Raw genomic sequence first — 14445 nt, 5'->3', positions numbered from 1 at the left:
CTTCGCCCTTCTCCCCAGCGCGAAGACGGTGGCGGAGGCGGTTGGGGGTGGCTCAGCGTGCCATGTTTGCCTTTCGCTTGCCGCTCAAGGCCTTCGTCGCTGGCGCTCCTCGCCTCCTCATCTGCCCTGATGATTGGCCCCAATCGTTCGAGGGGGCGGTCAATTCTGTTCCAGAGGTAGTTGCCGATGAGCTTGATATAAACCAATGGCAGCGGTTCGACCTGGGACATAAGCCCGCCGCCCTGCCTCCTATGCGTTCCGACCGCAAGCACTGCGGGGTCGATCGCGTCACGGCCGACGCCGAGCCATCGAGACGGGGCATCTGCCCCTGTTAATCCCTGTCAGCTTGCCGCATTGCGCGCGGTGACGATCCACGCCGCGCCGTTGATCATCACCGACCGCTCACCGTGGCAGTCCGCGAAGACGGCACGAACCGCAGCCGAGGCGCGGGCGCGGATATCGTCGGGCTGATCAGCGAGAGCGCGCGCCAGCGGGCCGACTTCGAGTGTCATCTTCACCGCGTCGTCGAGCGCCGCATCCCGCGTCTCCCCCTTGCCGAATGGGATAGAGGCATCGAAGGGCGCGATAGCGACATCGGTGAAGCCAGCCGCCGTTAGAATGCGCGTCACCCGCCCCTGGTCGCCAAACGAGAACGGGCCGGACGCTTCGGGATCGGGCGGCGCCGTCGGCGGGAGGATGCCCTTCATCGCGCCAATCGGCAAGCGAACCCAATCGTTCTCGGCCATGGAGCGCCAGCAGACGAAAGCGACCCGCGCGCCCGGCTTGAGCGCACGGCGCATATGAGCGAACGCCACGGTAGGATCGTCAAAGAACATCACTCCGAAGCGCGAGAACAGGATGTCGAACGCGCCCTCGGGCAACTCGGTGCTGCTGGCGTCGGCCACCTGGAACAGGACCGGCGTATCCTGTGGCGCAAGTGCGCGCGCTCTGCCGATCAGCGGTGCGGATATGTCCACGCCTAGCACATGGCCCCCGGCGCCGACGCGGGCGGCCAGATCCAGACTGGACGCCCCCGCGCCGCAGCCGACGTCCAGCACGCGTTCGCCTGTCGCGGGTGCCGCGGCTTCGATCGCGGCCTGGCCGAACACCGCCATCATGGCATCGAGCCGGGCCTGGTAAGCGACCCATCGCTCCCCGCTTTGGCCTTTCCAGTCGGCTACCTGATAGACATTTTCCTCTGCCATGCCATACCCTTGTTCTGATCCGTTCTTAATCAAGCTATCCGCCCGCCTGGTTGTTGCCACCGTGCGCGGCGATGAACATGGCGACGGCCGACCGGCAATAGGATTCGATTTCGTTATCGTCTTCTGCTCTCGCCTCATCGAAGCGTGCGATAATCAGGAGATCGGATCCTTTGATAAGCGCGGCAAATAAGCGGGCGGACTGGAGAGGATTGGGCACGTTCAGAACCGCCTTCGTGTGCAACTGACGCAGCAGGGCCTCGATTTGGGCGACGACATAGGCGGGGCCGGCTTCGTAATGGAGCTTGCTTAACGACTTTTGATTCGTCTTGTCTGCCATGATCATGGCTTCGACACTGCGCACCTCCGGGCTCAACAGCGTGCGAAGCAGGGATGATCCCACCGCCATGAGCTGATGTTCGGCCGAACCGTCGATGCCTTCAAAAAGGGCCTGTGGTGCAAACTGATGGCAGTGGGCCGCAATGGCCGCACTGAACAGCGCCTCCTTGTTCTCGAAGTGCCGATAGATGCTGAGCTTGGATATCCTCGCTCGCTGGGCGACCTTTTCCAATGTCGTCGCTTGAAAGCCCAATTCCACAAAGAGTTCGCACGCGGCGTCGGCGATCGTTTGGCCAAGCGCCTCGTTGGCGGGCCGGCCGCGCCGGGCCTGGCTGTCTTTTTCGGTCACGACAATTACGATCCTTGACAGTATCTTAATTCTTGCAATAAGATACCACGCAGTATCGGAAATTTACAAGCCAGAGATTGGATTTTACCCTGTCCTCCAAATCAAGTTTCCCGAGGGAGCCCGGCAATCTCGAATGCGGCATCGTCTGGCCGGTCAATACAGTGATGGGCGACTGTCTCGGCGATGCCGGAGCCCTGCTCGCTGCCCGTCTCGAGCGCGTATCGCTGGCCGCCATTTCGCGCCACGCCACCCCAACCCCCCATCCGCAACACGGAGCCCATCACCATGGATGACGTCATCATCATCGGCGGCAGCTTTGCCGGCCTCGCCGCCGCCCTTCAGCTCGGCCGTGCCCGCCGCAAGGTCACCGTTCTCGATACCGGCCTGCCGCGCAATCGCTTCGCCGGCCACTCGCATGGTCTGCTCGGCCACGATCACAAGCCACCGCTGGACATCCTGGCCGAGGCGCGGCAGCAGCTCGCGCGTTATCCCACGATCAGGCTCGTCAATGCCCGGGCCGACAGCGTCTCCGGCGCCATCGACGACTTCTCCATCCTCACTGGTGATGGCGAAAGCCTTGGGGCGCGCCGCCTGATCCTGAGTTACGGCGTTGCCGACCAGATGCCTGATGTTCCGGGCTTTGCCGAAAGCTGGGGCACATCCATCGTGCCCTGCCCCTATTGCGATGGCTTTGAAGTCGCCGACCAGCATTGGGGCCTCGTCTGGTCCGGCCCGCCGTCGCACAATTATGTCAGGCTGTATCACGACTGGACCGAAACCTTGACGGTCTTCGCCGATGGTCACGACATTTCACCCGATATCCGGGCCGATCTGGCGCGCCGCAACATCCCTGTCGTTGATGGCCGGATCGCCGAAATCGCCCATCACCGGGGCCATCTCACCACCGTCAATATCGAAAGCGGCGGCAATGCCGCGGTCGACATCCTGTTCGCGCATCCGCGCAACAAGCCGTCTGCAAGCCTGCATGAATCAGTGGGCCTCTCCACGGTCAATACGCCCTTCGGCATCGCCCTCAAGATCGACGAGCGCCGCGAAACCAGCACGCCAGGCATCTACGCCGCCGGCGACCTCGCCAACCCAGCCATGGCCTCGGTCACCATGGCAATATCGCAGGGCGCGACGGCGGGTATCTCCGCCCAGCAGTCGATGCTGGTTTGAGAGCAGACAATCCCTTCTCCGGGTGCTGCGGGCTATCATATTCTGGAGGTTGCGGGCAGTGGACGGACCGGGCGTTTACCTAGACCTCCGGCCGCAATCGTGTGGTTACGGAGGCACCGCGTGAGGGGTGAGCGAAAGGCAGCGATCAGATCGGCATTGCCCTCAGCTATTGCCCGTCTCACCCCTCAGTCGCTGCAGAAAAATCTCCAATTCCGCGTCGTCGATACCGACGAGATGGCGCTTTTCCGGATAGGCGCCGGTTCTGACATCCTCGGCGAACTCGGTGAAGGCCGCGATGCGTTCGCGCTGCAGCCGGTCATGTTCGGCGGCGAAGTTGCGATAGACCTTGGCGTGGCGGGGATAGTGATCGCGATTGGCGCCGAGCACGTCGTCGGCGAAGAGATATTGGGCGTCGCAGCCGCTGCCCGCCCCCATGGAGATCATCAGCATCGAGGTGTTGCTGCTGATGGCGGCAGCGACATCCCCAGGCACGACTTCGATTTCGGCGGCGAAGGCGCCGGCCTCTTCCAGCGCCTTGGTCTGCCGCCAGATCTCGGCTGCACTTGCCGCCGTCTTGCCGACGGCGCGGAAGCCGCCGGTCCAGGTCGCCTTCGAAGGGATCAGCCCGAGATGGCCGCAGACAGGGATGCCTTCGTCCCGCATGCGCCGGATCGTCTGCAGGCTTGCGGCGCAATAGACCGCATCGCCACCGGCCTTCAGCGCCGCGAAAGCCGCACGCAGATAATCCTCCGCCGAGACATGGTCGCCATATTCGAGCCCCGGAATGGCAAAGGGAGTGGGCGCGGCCTCGCGAAAGACCGGCCCGAGCAGCGAGGGCGGCACCGAGACGATATCGATGCCCGCCTTTTCGGCGGCTTCCGCCTCTTCCAGCGTGGTGACGCGCAGCATGGTGAACTGGCGCTTGCCTTTTTCCGCAAGCAGATCGGCGACGGTTGCGCGTCTATGTTTCTTCATCGTCAAATTCCTTTGAAAATATCGGGTGAAAATATCGGCCAGCTCACGCGGCCAGCAGGGATTTCAGCTTGATGTCGCTGGCTGCGAGTGCTGCCGGGTCCGGATGGGCACGCGCGGCGATCAGCATTTCGGCGAGCCTGATGTCTCGTGCTACGGCATTGCCTGGCCCGATGCCGCTTGCGGCGATCAATCGGCCGGTGGCGTCGAGATGGAAGAGAATGAAGGCGCCTGCGCCGAGATCGCGGCGATGATGCGTGACGGCTCCTTCGGCAAGGCCCGCAATCTGCAGCGTCATGTCGTATTGATCCGACCAGAACCACGGCACGAATGAAACGGCCTCGTCGAGGCCGAGCATGTTGGCCGCAGCCAATGTGCCCTGCTCCTGGGCGTTGCGCCAGGATTCGAGCCGTACCCGCCGGCCGCCATAGATCGACAGCGGAAAGGAGCAGCAGTCGCCGGCGGCAAAGACATCCGGCGCCGAGGTCTGCAGATGAATATCGACGGCAATGCCGTTTTCGATAGTAAGCCCCGCTCTTTCGGCGATCTCGACATTCGGCCAGGCACCGATGCCGACAAGGACGAGATCGGCTTCGATCGCCTCACCGCTCGACAATCTGATCTGGGCTTTGCCGTTTTCCGTAGTCAGCGCCTTGATGGAGACACCGCAGCGGATATCGACGCCCTCGGCGCGGTGGCGCTCGGTGATGAGATGGGCGATCTCCTCTGGCACGCCGCGCTTCAGCACGCGTTCCAGCCCTTCGACGACCGTGACCTCGGCGCCGAGCAGCCGCGCCGTTGCCGCAAGTTCCAGTCCGATGAAGCCGCCGCCGATGATGGCGATATGCCGTCCCGGCTTCATGACATCGCGTAGCGCCGCCGCATCGTGATGCGTCCTCAGCGCGCGAATATGCGGGTTGCCCTGCGGCGCGCCGGGGAACGACCGCGCGGCGGCACCCGTCGCAAGCAGAAGCTTGTCGTAGGAAAGCACGGTATTGTCCGAAAGCGTGACGGTCCTGGACGCGGTGTCGAGATCCCTTGCCTCGAGGCCGGTCAGCAGCCGGATGCCGTTTTCGACATATTTTTCCGCCGCGGCGATGAATTTCGGATCGCTTGCATCGGTGGAGCCGGCCTTCGAGAGCGGCGGCCGTTCATAGGGCGGAAGCGGCTCGGCGCCAACAAGTGTTATCTCGCCGGCAAAGCCCTTTTCCCGCAAGGCGAAGGCGGCGCGCGCACCGCATTCGCCCGCGCCCAGGATGACGTAATGAGCCATGATGCCGGCCTCCCTCAGAGCGAGATGAAGACGGCGCCGTCTTCGATCTTGACCGGATAGGTCTTGAGATTGACGCAGACCGGCGCACCCTTGGCTTCGCCCGTCTTGTAGTTGAAGCGGCCGTTATGTTTCGGACATTCGATGATCTCATCCATGACAAGCCCGTCGGCGAGATGGATATGTTCATGGGTACAGAGCCCGTCGGTGGCGAAGAATTCGTCATCCGGGCTGCGATAGACCGCGAAGGTGCGCCCGTCGTGATCGAAGCGGATGACATCCTCCTCGTCGATCTCGTCCTTGCCGCAAACCTCAATCCAATTTCCGCTCATCTTATCCTCCCTCGATTGTCGTTATTGCGCGGCCTGAGCCAGCTCGTTGTGGAATTCCTCGCGATAGGGCCGCGCGGTGGCCGGCAATTCGCGCTTCAGGAAATAGTCCTCGTTGCGCAGCTGGCGCAGGAAGGCCGGGATCATCTCGCGATAACCCGACAAGATCGACGGGTTCGGCGCCGGCAGGTCGTGCTTGATCATCGCATGCAACTGCGGCAGCGCGTGGTAGGGCACCATCGGAAACATGTGATGTTCGACGTGGTAGTTCATGTTCCAGTAGATGAAGCGGCTGATCGGGTTCATGTAGACCGTACGGCTGTTCAGCCGGTGGTCGATGACATTGTCGGCAAGGCCGCCATGCTGCAGCAGTCCGGTCAGCACATGGTGCCAGGCGCCGTAAAGGCGCGGCAGGCCGATCAGCATCAGCGGCAGGATCGAGCCCGTGGCGATCGCCGTGGCGATTGTCGCGACATAGATCGCCAGCCAGATGCGGGCGAAACGGATCGCCTTCGGCTGCTCCATCTCGGGAATGAAGGTTTTTTCCGCCGCGCTGACGCCGCCGAAGGCATTGCGCAGCATGTCGACGACCGCATGCCAGGCGTCGAGGATGCCGAAGAAATTGAGCACCAGCCGCAAGAGATCCGGCGGCCGCATGACGGCGATCTCGGGATCGCGGCCGACGATCACCGTGTCGGTGTGGTGGCGCGCATGGCTCCAGCGCCAGGTCACCGGATTGCGCATGATCATGAAGCAGGCAATCTGATAGACGGCATCGTTCATCCAGCGCGTCTTGAAGGCGGTGCCATGACCGCATTCGTGCCAGCGGCTGTCGGAGGCCGAGCCGTAGAGCACGCCATAGGCAAGGAAGAAGGGCAGCGCGATCCACGAGCCCCAGAAATAGATGCCAAGCCCGGCCAAGACCGCCATGCTGCCGAGCCAGATGACCGTATCGCGGATCGCCGGCGCATCGGAGCGCTGCATCAGGGCCTTCATGTCCTTGCGCGGAATGTCGGTGTGATACCATTCGGCTGCCGCCAGCCCCGTCTCGACGGCCGTGCGGCCGCTTTCGCCGAGCAGGTCGTAGTCACGTTTCTTTGTCTGGGTCGCCATTATCCGCCTCCCGTTATGCCCTTTGCCTGGGAGAATAGGTTGACTTTGGCAGGCGCTCAATGCAGGCTTGATATATTCTATCAAAAGCCATCATGAATGGCTTGCATTCATGATTGAATCCATCAGGAACGCTCATGCGCCGTCCAACCATATCCGACCTTGCCCGCGCCTCCGGCGTCAGCGTCGCCACCGTCGACCGTGTTCTCAACGCGCGCCACCGGGTGCGCGAGGAAACGGCGCGGCGGGTCTATGATGCGGCGCAGTCGATCGGCTATCACGCCGTCGGCCTGATCAAGCAGCGCGTCTTCGAGGATCTGCCGCAATACAAACTCGCCTTCCTGCTGCAGAAACCAACGCAGTCCTTCTACCAGAGCTTCGCGCGCGAGATCGAAACGGCAGCGCGGGCGCTGACGACGGCGCGAATCCAGACACAGATCGAATTTCCCTCCGCCGCGACACCGGCTGCGATCGTCGAAAAGATCAAGACGCTCGGCGCCCGCAACCAGGCCGTTGCCCTCGTCGGCCCGGATTATCCGGCGGTGACGACGGCGGTGGAGGAGCTGAAGGAGCGCGGCATTCCGGTCTTCTCGCTGCTCTCCGATCTCGCCACGGGCGTGCGCGACGCCTATGTCGGCGTCAACAACCGCAAGGTCGGGCGCACCGCCGCCTGGACGATCGCACGGACGGCGCGCCAGCCCGGCAAGGTCGCCTGTTTCGTCGGCAGCCACCGCTTTCACGGCCATGAGCTGCGGGAAATCGGATTCCGCTCCTATTTTCGCGAGAATGCGCCGGAGTTCGATGTCGTCGACACGCTGATCAATCTCGAGACTGCCGAAATCACCCATGAGGCAACGTTGACACTGCTGCAGAAACATTCCGATCTCGTCGGCCTCTATGTCTGCGGCGGCGGCATGGAGGGGGCAATCTCAGCGTTTCGCGAAGAAGGCGTCGGCGGCAAGGTCGTTCTCGTGGTCAACGAGCTGACCCCCGATAGCAAAGCCGGTCTTGCCGACGATATCGTCGCCATGGCGATCGGCACCCCCCTGCCCGCCCTCTGCAAGGAACTGATGGTGCTGATGACGAGCGCCATCGAAAACGGCGAAACGGCCGTTCCTGGTCAGCTCTTCCTGCCTTTCGATATTCATATCTCGGAGAACATCTAAACAATGATGGAATTCCATCATTTCGCTGGAAATTCTCTCAGCAATGAAAGCGGCCGCCGGCAATGACGGATGGATTGCGACGCGAATTCCGATAGAGATTCGCTGACCCATTTACGAGGACTGCTCCGCTGTGACGCGGAGATCAGGAGGAGATATCAAGCATGACTACGATCCGTTTTGCGCTCAACCACATGGCTGCGCCGTCGCTCGCCATCGACGATTTTTTTGCACTGGCCAGATCGCTCGGCATCGATGCCGTCGAGATCCGCAACGACCTTTCGGGCAATGCCATCCTTGACGGCACCAAACCCGAAACGATCAAGGACGCGGCTGCCCGCCATGGCGTAACGATCATCTCGATCAACGCCCTGCAGCGCTTCAACGAGTGGAACGCGACCAGGGCTGGCGAAGCGCAGGAACTGATCGACTATGCCAGCGCGTCGGGCGCCAAGGCGCTCGTCCTCGTGCCGAAGAACGACGGCACCGGCTGCTCCGATGGCGAACGGCAGGTCAATCTGCGCCAGTCTCTGGCCGCGCTGAAGCCGATGCTCGAGAAAGCCGGCATTATCGGTCTCGTCGAGCCGCTCGGTTTCGAGATCTGCTCGCTGCGCTCGAAGACCGAGGCGGCCGAGGCAATCAGAGAACTCGGCGCGGAATCGACCTTCAGGCTCGTCCACGACACCTTCCACCATCACCTTGCCGGCGAAGCGGCGACCTTCCCTGAGCTGGCCGGCCTCGTACACATCTCCGGCGTCAGTGATCCCTCCGTTTCCGTTGCCGATATGCGCGATTCCCATCGCGTGCTCGTGGACGGCGACGACCGGCTCGACAATGCCGGGCAGATCAGAGCGCTGCTGCAGGCTGGCTATAAGGGTCCGTTCTCTTTTGAGCCCTTTGCAGCGGAAGTTCATGCGGTCAAGGACCCGGCCGGGGCGCTTCGCACCAGCATGGATTATCTCAACGCGAGGGTTTGAATTGAAAGAGAGAGCCGGATTAGGTACGAATGTACCAACTAGGTATCTTGGTATCCTCATGGCTCTCAACATCAAAGATCCCGTTACCGAAAAGCTCGCCCGCGAGCTTGCGGAAAAGACCGGTGAAAATATTACGATGGCGACCCGGCGCGCGCTTGAGGAGCGTTTGCGGCGGGTCATCCGTCGTCCACGCAAGGAGGAACTGCTGCGCGACGTCGAGGCGATCCAGAACCGGATCCAGGCGCTGCGGATTCTCGACAATCGCAGTGCCGACGACATTCTCGGCTATAACGAGAACGGATTGCCGACCTGATGGTGATCGATACCTCCGCGATCCTTGCCGTTTTGTTCAAGGCGCCGGAGGCTGCGGAATTCCTCGATAGAATTGCCAGCGATCCGTTGCGGTTGGTGTCGGCCGCCGGGGTGTTGGAGGCTTCCATGGTTATCGAAACGCGCTATGGCGAGACGGGTGGTCATGAACTTGATTTGTTTCTCGACAGGATCGATGTCGAGATTGTCGCCATCGATGCCGAACTCGCCGAGGCAGCCCGCCATGCCTGGCGACGTTACGGCCAAGGCCGCCATCCCGCTTCCTTGAATTTCGGCGATTGTTTTTCCTATGCGCTTGCAGCCGCTCGTGACGAGCCTCTTCTTTTCAAAGGCAATGATTTTTCCAGCACGGATATCCGCCCTGTCGCCTGAACTTATTCTCTACCTCTGAACCGGCGTTGATAGGCCGGATCATAGAGTGAGCTCTCGCGAAAATCCGCGGCCGCGAGCGACGGGCCGACGAAGATGATCGCCATGCGTTCGATCGGTTCGGCCGCAACCTTTGCCTCGATATCGGCAAGCGTGCCGTGCAGGATGCGCTCGTCCGGCCAGGAGGCCTTGACGACGATCGCGACCGGGCAGTCGACGCCGTAAAGCGGGGTCAATTCCTCCACCACTTGGCTCAGCGCATGGATGGCCAGATGGATCGCCAGCGTGGCGCCCGTCGCGCCGAATTTTGCCAGCGTCTCGTCGTTCGGCATCGGTGATGCGCGGCCGGAAACGCGGGTCAGCACCAGGCTCTGCGCCACTGCCGGGATCGTCAGCTCGCGCCCAAGCGTCGAGGCGGCGGCGGCAAAGGCTGGAACACCTGGCGTCATCGTATAGTCGATGCCGTGTTTTTGCAGCCGGCGCACCTGTTCGGCCACCGCACTCCAGACGGAGAGATCGCCGGAATGCAGCCGGGCGACATCCTGGCCGGCCGCGGCAGCGCGAAGATATTCCGCCTCGATCTCGTCAAGCGACATCGGCGCCGTATCGACGATGCGTGCGCCCGGCGGGCAATATTGCAGCAGTTCGGGCGAGACGATCGAGCCGGCATAGAGACAGACCGGGCATTGGGTGATGAGATCGCGGCCGCGCACCGTGATCAGATCCGCAGCACCTGGGCCAGCGCCGATGAAATGCACCGTCATCTCGTCATCCTTTCGTCCAGCGCCACTGCGTCACCGGCATCGCCGGCCGCCAGCCGCTCATGCCGCCGACGGGCTGGGCGCGCGATATTTCGATCCGCGTGAGGGAGCCGCCGCGTTTGGCATGTTCGCCGAGCAGCGCGGCTTCCATCTCCAGCGTCACGGCATTGGCAACGAGCCGCCCTCCCCGCTTCAGCGCGGCGATCGCAGTCTCGATAACACCCGGTTCGCTGCCGCCGCCCCCGAGGAAAATCACATCCGGTTCCGGCAGGCCCTTCAGCGCGAGGGGCGCTGTCCCCTCGACAACGGCAAGATGCGGCACGCCGAAGGCGGTTGCATTGCGGGCGACCCGTGCGGCCCGCTCCGGCGATTGCTCGACAGCGATTGCCTTCAGACTGGGATCGGCGAGCATCCATTCGATGCCGATCGAGCCCGCGCCGGCGCCGATATCCCAGAGCAGTTCGCCGTGACGCGGCGCGAGCGCCGAAAGCGTCATCGCCCGGATTTCACGCTTGGTGATTTGTCCGTCATGCTCGAACAGCTCGTCCTCGATCCCTGCAGCATAAGGCAGGATGCGAGCCCCCTCCCCTGCCGCAACATCGACGGCGCAGACATTCAGAGGATCGATGTCCACGAGATCGAAATCCGCCGCCACAGCACGTCTTTGCCGCTCCCGCGCGCCGCCAAGCGCCTCGAGCACGGTAAGCTGCGACTGACCGAAGCCGGTCGCGGCAAGCAGGGCAGCCAGATCGCCTGGCCCCTTTTCGTCCGAGGTGAGCGCGAGGATGCGCCGCCCGGGATGCAGATGCGGCCGGATCAGGTCGATCGGCCGTCCATGCAGCGAGACCGTCGCGACCTCCTGCAGCGGCCAGCCAAGGCGGGAGGCAGCAAGGCTGAAGGCCGAGGACGCCGGAATGATGCGCATCTCGTCCGCCGCCACGTGGCGGGAGAGCGTTGCGCCGACGCCGTAGAGGAAGGGGTCGCCGGAGGCGAGCACGACAACAGGCGTGCCGCGCCTTTCAAGAATGGCGTCGACCGAGCGTTCGAACGGGCTCCGCCAGGAAAGCTTTTCGCCTGATATCAGCGAGGCCGCGAGTGCATGATGGCGCGCACCGCCGAAGACGGCAGGTGCTGCCGCGATCAGCCTCTTCGCCTCCTCACCCAACCCTTCTGGACCATCTTCGCCGATGCCGATAATAGTCAGCCAGCGCTGGCCGGACGCAGGAGAGATATCAGACATGGGAAGACCCCGCATCCTGATCCTGGGCGGCACCAGCGAGGCGCGCTTGTTGGCCGCGGCGCTCGCGGCGCGCGACGATTGCGATGTTATGCTGTCGCTTGCCGGACGCACCGAGAAACCGGCCGTACAGCCTGTTCCGGTCCGCATCGGCGGTTTCGGCGGCGCTGCCGCACTCGCCGATTTCCTGACGGCCGGCGGCTATCATCTGCTGATCGACGCCACGCATCCTTTTGCCGAACGGATTTCGGCCAATGCCGCTTTTGCCGCTGAGGTCACCGGTATCGCAGCGATCGCTCTGCGCCGTCCCGAATGGCAACGCGAAGCCGGCGATCGCTGGCGGGAGGTGCAGAGCATTCCGGCGGCTATCGAAGCGCTCGGCCCTTCCCCCCGCCATGTCTTCCTGGCGACGGGCCGGCAGGGCGCGCATCATGCGGAAGCCGCGCCGCAACATCACTATCTTGTCCGCAGCGTCGATCCTGTCGAGCCGCCGCTTGCGCTTGATCATGTCGATTATCTGCTTGATCGCGGTCCGTTCACGCTGGAAGGCGAATGCGATCTCCTGAGGCAGCACCACATCGACATCATCGTCGCCAAAAACAGCGGCGGTGCCGCCACCTATGCGAAGATCGAGGCAGCCCGGCTGCTCGGCATCGAGGTGTTGATGGTCGCGCGTGCGCCGGCCTCCGCGGTCACGACGGTCGACACGGTCGAAGCGGCGCTGGCAGTGATCGATCACCTGTTTCCTCCCGCCATGAACCGCGGGGTATAGACGAGGTCCAGCCTGCCCGGCCGCGCGACGACGCGTGTCTCGGCGGAGCCGATGATGATGCAGGTCGCCATATCGGCAATCGACGCGTCCGCTTGCGACAGCTGCTGTAATGCGATGCGTTCGTCCGGGCGCCCGGCGGCGCGCCCGAAAATAACCGGCGTTGTTGCCGGCAGATGGTTGCGCAACAGCTTGAAGGCATCGCCGAGTTGCCACGGCCGCGCCCGGCTGATCGGATTGTAGAGCGCGATGACGAAACCCGCTTTCGCCGCCAGCTCAAGGCGGGTTTCGATTATATTCCAAGGCTTTAGATTATCAGACAGCGATATGGCGCAGAAATCGTGACCAAGCGGGGCGCCGGCTCTTGCCGCCACGGCCAGCATTGCCGTGATGCCGGGCAGAATGGTGAGATCGACCGAGCGCCAGGCGGCCGGCCCGTTCTCGATCGCCTCGCAGACGGCGGCGGCCATGGCAAAGACGCCGGGGTCGCCGCCGGAGACGACGCAGACTTTCGCGCCGTCAGCCGCCATGGCCAGGGCTGCCCCCGCCCGGTCGAGTTCCTCGCGATTGTCCGAGGCATGGCGCAGCTGATCGTCGCGGAGTTGCAGCCTGTCGAGATAGGGTCCGTAGCCGAAGAAATCCGTTGCCTGGTCGACGACGGCCAAAGCCTCCGGCGTCATCTGCTCGGGATTGCCGGGGCCGGTGCCGATCACGAAAAGCCTGCCGCTCATCGGCTCGCCTCCCAGCCAGGCACCAGCACGAGCGAAAAATACGGCGCATCGCCATCGCTCCTGTCGGCAAGCTTTTCCATCGCCGCATTGGCCATGGTGCCGCGCTCGACATAGACGGCTTCCGCAAGCCGGCCGGCTGCCGCCAAGGCCCGGCGGATCTTCGGCAGATTGCGGCCGACCTTCATGATGACGGCGGCTTGCGTGTCGGCAAGACGACGTGTCAGCTCGGTTTCGGGCATCGTACCCGGCAGTACGGAAAGCACATCGTCACCCTGGACGATCGGCATGCCGGCCAGCGACCAGCAGCCCGACATGGCGCTGATGCCCGGGATCACTTCCGTCGGGTAGCGCTGGGAAAGTCTGACATGCAGATGCATATAGGAGCCATAGAAGAGCGGATCGCCTTCACTGAGAACGGCGACTGTCAGCCCGGCATCGAGATGGTCGGCCACCGACTTGGCGGACTGATCGTAGAATTCAGTGATCAGCCTCTGGTAGCGTTCGTCGTTCTTGTCGATCTCGGTTGTCACCGGATAATAGAGCGGCAGCAGCGTCACCCCGGATTTCAGCAGCGGTTCGACGATCGCCTTGCCGTTGCCGCCCCTGCCCTGTTTGGCGAAATAGGCGATGACGTCAGCGGCTTCGATGGCGCGCACGGCTTTGAGGGTGAGGAGCTCCGGGTCGCCGGGACCCGTCCCGACGCCGATGAGACGGCCGCTTGTGGTCATAGGCCGGGCCTCGCCAGTGCATTGATGGCGGCTGCCGTCATGGCGCTGCCGCCGAGCCGGCCGCGGACGATGGCGAAGGGGACGCCGTAGGAATTTTCCGCCAGCGCATCCTTGGATTCGGCGGCACCGACGAAGCCCACAGGCATGCCGAGGATCGCCGCGGGTTTCGGGGCGCCGTCGCGCAGGAGTTCGAGCAGATGGAAAAGGGCGGTCGGCGCATTGCCGATGGCGACAACGCTTCCGCCGAGCCGATCGAGCCAGAGATGCATGGCGGCGGCCGAGCGGGTATTGCCGGTCTCGCGTGCAAGCTCCGGTGTCGCGGGATCACGCAGCGTACAGATCACCTCGTTCAGCGCGGGCAGCCGCGCCCGGGTGACACCATGGGATACCATTTCCGCGTCGCAGAAGATCGGCGCCCCACCTTTCAGCGCATCGCGCGCCGCGCCGACGACATCGGCGGAGAACAGGAAATGCTCCGCCGCCTCGACGAGCCCGCAGGCATGGATCATGCGCACGGCGATTTCGGCTTGATCTTCGGTAAAGCGCGAAAGATCGGCCTCGGCGCGGATGATCGCAAAGGAACGCTCGTAAATCGCGTCGCCGCTGCGGATATAATCGTAGTCTGGCATT

At 63.3% G+C, this 14445-nt stretch carries 18 protein-coding genes; 7 read left to right on the top strand and 11 right to left on the bottom strand.

Annotation, left to right across the window (positions count from 1 at the left end; all coding sequences use genetic code 11):
- Positions 1-341: 341 nt before the first annotated feature.
- A complete protein-coding gene (locus tag FHT75_RS19285) occupies positions 342-1205 on the bottom strand; it encodes a class I SAM-dependent methyltransferase (RefSeq protein ID WP_047611966.1) in 864 nt (287 codons plus the stop codon).
- A 34-nt stretch (positions 1206-1239) separates the two neighbouring features.
- Positions 1240-1896, bottom strand: a complete 657-nt coding sequence (locus FHT75_RS19280; protein WP_183845177.1) for a TetR/AcrR family transcriptional regulator — start codon at positions 1894-1896, stop codon at positions 1240-1242.
- A gap of 71 nt (positions 1897-1967) precedes the next feature.
- Here FHT75_RS19280 and FHT75_RS19275 point away from each other — a divergent pair, with 71 nt between their 5' ends.
- Positions 1968-2183 carry a hypothetical protein gene (locus tag FHT75_RS19275; RefSeq protein WP_183845143.1) on the top strand — a complete coding sequence of 72 codons (216 nt, stop codon included), beginning with the start codon at positions 1968-1970 and terminating at the stop codon, positions 2181-2183.
- Complete coding sequence (locus FHT75_RS19270) at positions 2176-3069, top strand: NAD(P)/FAD-dependent oxidoreductase (RefSeq protein WP_047611972.1); 894 nt, start codon at positions 2176-2178, stop codon at positions 3067-3069. The genes FHT75_RS19275 and FHT75_RS19270 overlap by 8 nt, the downstream gene beginning before the upstream one ends.
- A gap of 162 nt (positions 3070-3231) precedes the next feature.
- Here FHT75_RS19270 and FHT75_RS19265 read toward each other — a convergent pair whose 3' ends face one another.
- Genes FHT75_RS19265 through FHT75_RS19250 form a run of 4 tightly spaced genes read right to left on the bottom strand, consistent with a single transcriptional unit; the run spans position 3232 to position 6753 of the window.
- Positions 3232-4044, bottom strand: coding sequence for a 3-methyl-2-oxobutanoate hydroxymethyltransferase (locus tag FHT75_RS19265; protein WP_047611974.1), 813 nt, complete (start codon positions 4042-4044; stop codon positions 3232-3234).
- A 43-nt stretch (positions 4045-4087) separates the two neighbouring features.
- Positions 4088-5314, bottom strand: a complete 1227-nt coding sequence (locus FHT75_RS19260; protein ID WP_183845142.1) for an NAD(P)/FAD-dependent oxidoreductase — start codon at positions 5312-5314, stop codon at positions 4088-4090.
- A 14-nt stretch (positions 5315-5328) separates the two neighbouring features.
- Complete coding sequence (locus tag FHT75_RS19255; RefSeq protein WP_047611977.1) at positions 5329-5643, bottom strand: MocE family 2Fe-2S type ferredoxin; 315 nt, start codon at positions 5641-5643, stop codon at positions 5329-5331.
- Positions 5644-5664: 21 nt separating this feature from the next.
- Positions 5665-6753, bottom strand: a complete 1089-nt coding sequence (locus FHT75_RS19250) for a fatty acid desaturase family protein (protein WP_183845141.1) — start codon at positions 6751-6753, stop codon at positions 5665-5667.
- A gap of 134 nt (positions 6754-6887) precedes the next feature.
- On the opposite strand from FHT75_RS19250, the gene FHT75_RS19245 reads away from it, so the two are divergent.
- From FHT75_RS19245 to FHT75_RS19230, 4 genes are all read left to right on the top strand, one after another.
- The gene (locus tag FHT75_RS19245; RefSeq protein WP_183845140.1) at positions 6888-7916 is read left to right on the top strand and encodes a LacI family DNA-binding transcriptional regulator; all 1029 of its coding nucleotides are present in this window, start codon (positions 6888-6890) and stop codon (positions 7914-7916) included.
- Positions 7917-8077: 161 nt separating this feature from the next.
- Entirely contained in the window at positions 8078-8890 is an 813-nt protein-coding gene (locus tag FHT75_RS19240) for a TIM barrel protein (protein ID WP_183845139.1), read from the top strand.
- 58 nt (positions 8891-8948) lie between these two features.
- Positions 8949-9203, top strand: coding sequence for a type II toxin-antitoxin system VapB family antitoxin (locus FHT75_RS19235; RefSeq protein ID WP_183845138.1), 255 nt, complete (start codon positions 8949-8951; stop codon positions 9201-9203).
- A complete protein-coding gene (locus tag FHT75_RS19230; protein WP_183845137.1) occupies positions 9203-9592 on the top strand; it encodes a type II toxin-antitoxin system VapC family toxin in 390 nt (129 codons plus the stop codon). Before FHT75_RS19235 ends, FHT75_RS19230 begins: the two co-directional genes overlap by 1 nt.
- A gap of 2 nt (positions 9593-9594) precedes the next feature.
- Here FHT75_RS19230 and cobM read toward each other — a convergent pair whose 3' ends face one another.
- Positions 9595-10353 (bottom strand): precorrin-4 C(11)-methyltransferase, encoded by a 759-nt coding sequence (cobM, locus tag FHT75_RS19225; protein WP_183845136.1) that lies wholly within the window; start codon positions 10351-10353, stop codon positions 9595-9597.
- 4 nt (positions 10354-10357) lie between these two features.
- Positions 10358-11590, bottom strand: coding sequence for a precorrin-6y C5,15-methyltransferase (decarboxylating) subunit CbiE (cbiE, locus tag FHT75_RS19220; RefSeq protein ID WP_183845135.1), 1233 nt, complete (start codon positions 11588-11590; stop codon positions 10358-10360).
- Between cbiE and FHT75_RS19215 the strand changes: the two genes are divergently transcribed.
- Complete coding sequence (locus FHT75_RS19215; RefSeq protein ID WP_097622420.1) at positions 11589-12359, top strand: cobalt-precorrin-6A reductase; 771 nt, start codon at positions 11589-11591, stop codon at positions 12357-12359. The two genes, cbiE and FHT75_RS19215, sit on opposite strands and share 2 nt — an antisense overlap.
- Here FHT75_RS19215 and FHT75_RS19210 read toward each other — a convergent pair.
- Genes FHT75_RS19210 through FHT75_RS19200 form a run of 3 tightly spaced genes read right to left on the bottom strand, consistent with a single transcriptional unit; the run spans position 12323 to position 14444 of the window.
- Complete coding sequence (locus tag FHT75_RS19210) at positions 12323-13087, bottom strand: precorrin-3B C(17)-methyltransferase (RefSeq protein ID WP_047611991.1); 765 nt, start codon at positions 13085-13087, stop codon at positions 12323-12325. The two genes, FHT75_RS19215 and FHT75_RS19210, sit on opposite strands and share 37 nt — an antisense overlap.
- Entirely contained in the window at positions 13084-13815 is a 732-nt protein-coding gene (locus tag FHT75_RS19205) for a precorrin-2 C(20)-methyltransferase (protein WP_097622421.1), read from the bottom strand. Before FHT75_RS19205 ends, FHT75_RS19210 begins: the two co-directional genes overlap by 4 nt.
- Positions 13812-14444 (bottom strand): precorrin-8X methylmutase, encoded by a 633-nt coding sequence (locus tag FHT75_RS19200; protein WP_025570630.1) that lies wholly within the window; start codon positions 14442-14444, stop codon positions 13812-13814. Before FHT75_RS19200 ends, FHT75_RS19205 begins: the two co-directional genes overlap by 4 nt.
- Between the last annotated feature and the right edge of the window lies 1 nt (position 14445).

The sequence above is a fragment of the Rhizobium sp. BK112 genome (assembly GCF_014193215.1).
GTDB lineage: Bacteria > Pseudomonadota > Alphaproteobacteria > Rhizobiales > Rhizobiaceae > Rhizobium > Rhizobium anhuiense.
The sequence above is the reverse complement of the archived record's forward strand: the minus strand, read 5'-3'. Positions and strand labels throughout refer to the sequence as shown.

What these genes read in the sequence shown, in the direction of transcription:
- cobM (WP_183845136.1), bottom strand. Translation starts at nt 10,353, where the DNA reads ATGACGGTGCATTTCATCGGCGCTGGCCCAGGTGCTGCGGATCTGATC.
- FHT75_RS19260 (WP_183845142.1), bottom strand. Translation starts at nt 5,314, where the DNA reads ATGGCTCATTACGTCATCCTGGGCGCGGGCGAATGCGGTGCGCGCGCC.
- FHT75_RS19255 (WP_047611977.1), bottom strand. Translation starts at nt 5,643, where the DNA reads ATGAGCGGAAATTGGATTGAGGTTTGCGGCAAGGACGAGATCGACGAG.
- FHT75_RS19285 (WP_047611966.1), bottom strand. Translation starts at nt 1,205, where the DNA reads ATGGCAGAGGAAAATGTCTATCAGGTAGCCGACTGGAAAGGCCAAAGC.
- FHT75_RS19230 (WP_183845137.1), top strand. Translation starts at nt 9,203, where the DNA reads ATGGTGATCGATACCTCCGCGATCCTTGCCGTTTTGTTCAAGGCGCCG.
- FHT75_RS19215 (WP_097622420.1), top strand. Translation starts at nt 11,589, where the DNA reads ATGGGAAGACCCCGCATCCTGATCCTGGGCGGCACCAGCGAGGCGCGC.
- FHT75_RS19240 (WP_183845139.1), top strand. Translation starts at nt 8,078, where the DNA reads ATGACTACGATCCGTTTTGCGCTCAACCACATGGCTGCGCCGTCGCTC.
- FHT75_RS19265 (WP_047611974.1), bottom strand. Translation starts at nt 4,044, where the DNA reads ATGAAGAAACATAGACGCGCAACCGTCGCCGATCTGCTTGCGGAAAAA.
- FHT75_RS19250 (WP_183845141.1), bottom strand. Translation starts at nt 6,753, where the DNA reads ATGGCGACCCAGACAAAGAAACGTGACTACGACCTGCTCGGCGAAAGC.
- FHT75_RS19235 (WP_183845138.1), top strand. Translation starts at nt 8,949, where the DNA reads ATGGCTCTCAACATCAAAGATCCCGTTACCGAAAAGCTCGCCCGCGAG.
- FHT75_RS19200 (WP_025570630.1), bottom strand. Translation starts at nt 14,444, where the DNA reads ATGCCAGACTACGATTATATCCGCAGCGGCGACGCGATTTACGAGCGT.
- FHT75_RS19210 (WP_047611991.1), bottom strand. Translation starts at nt 13,087, where the DNA reads ATGAGCGGCAGGCTTTTCGTGATCGGCACCGGCCCCGGCAATCCCGAG.
- FHT75_RS19245 (WP_183845140.1), top strand. Translation starts at nt 6,888, where the DNA reads ATGCGCCGTCCAACCATATCCGACCTTGCCCGCGCCTCCGGCGTCAGC.
- FHT75_RS19270 (WP_047611972.1), top strand. Translation starts at nt 2,176, where the DNA reads ATGGATGACGTCATCATCATCGGCGGCAGCTTTGCCGGCCTCGCCGCC.
- cbiE (WP_183845135.1), bottom strand. Translation starts at nt 11,590, where the DNA reads ATGTCTGATATCTCTCCTGCGTCCGGCCAGCGCTGGCTGACTATTATC.
- FHT75_RS19205 (WP_097622421.1), bottom strand. Translation starts at nt 13,815, where the DNA reads ATGACCACAAGCGGCCGTCTCATCGGCGTCGGGACGGGTCCCGGCGAC.